Origin of the sequence: Capnocytophaga sp. oral taxon 329 str. F0087 (genome assembly GCF_000213295.2) — a bacterium.
In the GTDB taxonomy this organism is placed as follows: Bacteria; Bacteroidota; Bacteroidia; order Flavobacteriales; family Flavobacteriaceae; genus Capnocytophaga; species Capnocytophaga leadbetteri_A.
Window position 1 is genome coordinate 2,319 of sequence record NZ_KN390019.1, and the last position, 4,264, is coordinate 6,582.

Consider the following 4,264-nt stretch of genomic DNA (forward strand, 5'->3'; position numbering starts at 1 on the left):
TTGCTTTTGCAATCTTGTGCTTGCACGTTCGCGGCGAAGAAAAAACTCGCGGCGATAGTGGCTAATAAAATTCTTCTTCTCATTTTCGTTTGTTTTTATTGATACTTTGTTTTTTGGAACCACTTATCATTTAAAGTGAATCCTATTTTTAGGTTGAAATAATTCTCTTTCAGCAATCCCGCACTTAGGGTACCGCGCTTGCTGTACTCGAATACGGTAGTGATGTTAGAAAAGCCTTTCACTGGCAAACTAAGTCCAAAAGACGTGCCAAATTTGGTGAGGGCTTGTCCGTTAAGTACTGTGCCAGTGTTTTCGTAGTGAAATCCTGCACGGTAAGTTACTCTTTTCCAATAACTTGTGAATGAGTTGTAGTTAGGTATCCAAAATCCACCTACTTCTATTTTATAGCTGTCTTTGTAGCTTACATTAGTAGTAGTTAGGAATGGATTAGCAAATTTGCTGGTGTTAGCATAGGTGTATTCTAATCCGGCAAACCATTTTTGTTGCTCGCCTATCCCTATACCTGCTTCTATTTGGCTGCCCATTGTTAGGTTTGTTTTCTTGATGCCTTGCGCGCTAAGGTTTACTTGTTGCACCTCGCGTACCGATAGCTGGGCACCCCCATTTGAATTTGAACTTGAAGCGTAGCCTAAGGTAGAGATACTGCGCTCGTTGTCAGACCTTAACACACTTTGAGGGGTGTATACTAATGAACTGTAGAGGTGCAATCTGTGTTGTAAAGGGTGTTCGTAATAAAGTCCGAGGTTGAAAGTAGCGCCTTTTACTACTGATTTGCTGTCTTCTTGAGTAAAGAACTCTACATTGCGCAACTGCTGTATGTCAGTCATTTGTATAGTACCGAAGTTGTAGCGAACAGTAGCCCCTAAACTGAAGCCTTGGCGAAGTTTATAGCCAACTGAGGCAAAAAATTGGTTTACGTTGCCATTGCCCTGATACTGATAGGTAGTGCCATAGGTTTCTGATTTTAGCTGGTAGCCCACTGATGAGTAAGGTACTAAGCCAAAAGAAACGCCTAACCTATCAATAATAGGAAATCCTAAGGTGAAATAATCAAAAGCTGACGAACGGGTGTTGACACTTGTGTTATTTGTAACAATTTTTTTTGATTGCATCGTCATACCTGCTGAAAAAGCCGTGTATTTCAGTTCTGATAGGGTAGCAGGATTTTGCATATTTACCCTTGTACTATCGGCAAAGACACCGATATTTCCCATAGCGCTCTCTTCAGCTATACCGTTGAAATTGCGTTCGCCTACTCCGTAAAACGAGTAAGGAGATTCAGTAGTCTTTTGAGCAAGTGCGCTGTAACTTACTGATAATAAGGTGATGATAAGTGTAATTAGCTTTTTGTTCATAGTTGTTTTTGATATTCAAGAATAGCGTTTAAGCCCTCCAACAATACGAATGAGCCTGCAAATATCCGATTTTTTATTCTTTTCTCCAAATAAATCTGATTTCCACCTGTGAGAATAGTTGTCAAATCGGGGTATTTTTGGGTGTATTGGGCTATTACGCCGTCTATTTCGCATACGATATTATTATATACTCCTGAGAGCATACAGTCTCGGGTGTTAGTGCCTATAAACTGCTGATTGTCAAAATCTTGTTCGCTTATCAGCGGTAGTTTAGAGGTGAAATGGTGCATTGCTTTTAGGCGCATTGCTATGCCTGGGGCTATAGCGCCACCGAGGTATTCATTTTTTTTATTCACAAAGTCGAAAGTTAAGCACGTACCAGCATCAATAATAAGGGTATTATGCTGTGGGAAACGACTCACCGCGCCTGCTACTAAGGCGATGCGGTCGATGCCTAAGCTGTGGGGGGTAGCGTATCGGTTAGTGAAAGGCACGGGTGTCTGTGCGCTCATCATTACGCAGTGGCTTACTAATGATGAGAGGAAGCTAAAACGCTCTTCAGCCTCAGCTACGACTGTAGCGATAATGGCGTGTGTGCAGTCTTGTAGCGGAACTCTCGCCAAGAATTGCTGCTGAAAGTTGTCTTTCTCAAAGGACTCGAAAAACTGTTGTTTACCTCCGTCGTAAACGGCTACTTTTATAAGGGTATTCCCCTCGTCAATTACTAAATTCAAAATTTTCTATGATTGTTTTAAGGACTCTAACAATTCTTTACCTACATATTAGCTGCTTTTTACATTCTGTTTAGTGAATATAGCAGCGAACAGCTACCTAATGTGTAATTTGAGTTAAAATTTGTTTTTGGTGTTCTATCTCCTCAGCAAGTTCTTCTTCAGTAGGTAAATAAGGCATATATTTGGTAGCAAAAAGATGTTTATTTTCGGCTAAAACAGAATATTTTGCTATAGTTTGGTCTGTTTGGGTACAAAGTAAGATACCAATAGTAGGGTTATCAGTTTCTGATTTTTCTAAATCGTCAAACATTCTAACATACATATCCAATTGCCCTATATCTTGGTGGGTGATTTTGTCTGTTTTGAGCTCAATAATTACAAAGCACTTTAATATATAGTTATAAAATACAAGGTCTATATAAAAATCTTGGGTTTCAGTGCGAATATGTTTTTGCCTTGCTACAAAAGCGAAGCCTTTACCTAACTCTAATAAAAATTGCTGTAAATTATTGATAAGGTTTTTCTCTAAATCACTTTCATTATAAGCATAGTGGGTAGGAATGTTTAAGAACTCTAATACAGCAGGATTTTTGATAAACTCATAAGGGTCTTGCTGAAATTCTGCTGTTTTTTGTTGCATTTCTTCTACAACAATATCTTTCCTTTGCGAAGCCAACAAACGCTGATAATAAGACGTATTGATATTTCGCTCTAAGGTGCGAACTGACCAATGTTGCTCAGCAGTCTCCTGTAAATAATAATCTCTTGCTTGAGTGCTTTCAACTCTCATTATCAGTCGAATATGAGACCACGTTAATTGTGCACACATGTGTGCAGAATCTTTGATGTTAGGAAAGGTAAGATAAAACTTTTTATAATCCCAAAGAGTTCGTTTGCTAAATCCTTTGCCTAATTCTTTTGAGAGTTGAGCTATAATCTGCTCTCCATAGTTAGCACGCACACTACCCTGTTGTTCTTCTTTTACAATACGTTCACCTATAAGCCAAAAACCTTCAATTTATTAATCACCAATCCTCATAGCGCCGGCTCTTTCTTGGCCGTCAGGGGTTACGAATACACAGGTGAAGTGCCACTTTACTAATCGTACTTCAGGGGTGCTAAAGCTGCCAATAGGTAGTTTTAACAATACACGATTCCAGCCTTTGTTGAGCGTTACCCTCAGTGGAGGACGTACCTCGAAGTTCTCATTTGTCAGCGGTACCTCATTAGAGGGGGTGCTGTGCTGAGATTGCCATATTGGCGGTGCAATTTCTGTGCCATTAAGCCAAATTTTACTCTGTTTATAGTCCCAGTTGCCTATGCGTGGGGGTATGTCTTTCTCTGAACGACTGTAATTTTGGAAACTTATCCAGAGTCCAACGGTCTGTTTTTTAGGACTATACACGCGTGTGTAAGCATAAGCGGTACTATTAGGTTTGGGGTGAGAGTAGAAACTAGGTATAAGGTCACCCCAAGTGTGCCGCAGGTAGATACTCGCCCCATAGGCTTTGCGAGTAGGGGCATTAGTCCAGTCGAAATCTTTGCTTAAGTCGCCACCATTATTGAAAGGTTCGGTGATTGCCCACTCTATGTCGGTTTGTTTTACATAGGCAAAAGGTACGTGTTTGAAGTGGTGCGCTTTGTGCCATAGCATACGGGCTTCAAAATCGGCAAACTGCTGAAATATAGGGTCATCGGGTGAAGAGGGCAACATAGTGCCATTGCCATCGAAATAAGCATTGCCTCCGCCACGCCACGCGCGTTCGGCTAAGGCTAAGGCTGCTGGATAGAAGTTGTTTTGAGCGATAATATCGCGTTCGCTCGCTATATAGCGGTCATTCCATATAGCGATGATAGCCCCTGCGTGGTCTTCATCACCTTGCTCTACGTTTAGTATACGACTGTTATACAGGGCAATGAGGTCGGCAAAAGCATCGTAGTGATTTAGGTAATGAAAACGGCAGTCTATAGCAGGGATACCCTTTTGAGCTTTGCCCCGATAGCTCCATAGCTGGGTCATATCTATCTCTCCAGCTTGGTACTGCCAACCGGGGTTCCACGAAATCACTTTCTTGCCCTTGTCACGCAAGTGCTGCACCATTTCGGGCACGAAGCGAGGGTTAGTAAAAGCAACCTCGTCAGTACCTATATGTA

The 4,264-nt window shown here is 41.3% G+C and carries 3 protein-coding genes and 1 pseudogene; all 4 read right to left on the reverse strand.

Translation table 11 applies throughout. From position 1 onward, the window contains the following. Positions 1-95 precede the first annotated feature (95 nt). The gene (locus tag HMPREF9074_RS08235; protein ID WP_009390958.1) at positions 96-1,376 is read right to left on the reverse strand and encodes a membrane protein; all 1,281 of its coding nucleotides are present in this window, start codon (positions 1,374-1,376) and stop codon (positions 96-98) included. Continuing rightward, positions 1,373-2,110, reverse strand: coding sequence for a type III pantothenate kinase (locus HMPREF9074_RS08240; protein WP_009390959.1), 738 nt, complete (start codon positions 2,108-2,110; stop codon positions 1,373-1,375). The genes HMPREF9074_RS08235 and HMPREF9074_RS08240 overlap by 4 nt, the downstream gene beginning before the upstream one ends. A gap of 97 nt (positions 2,111-2,207) precedes the next feature. After that, a complete protein-coding gene (locus HMPREF9074_RS12155; RefSeq protein WP_034540250.1) occupies positions 2,208-3,128 on the reverse strand; it encodes a PDDEXK nuclease domain-containing protein in 921 nt (306 codons plus the stop codon). A gap of 3 nt (positions 3,129-3,131) precedes the next feature. After that, a pseudogene (locus HMPREF9074_RS12160) lies at positions 3,132-4,264 on the reverse strand (beta-N-acetylhexosaminidase); the annotation flags it as partial.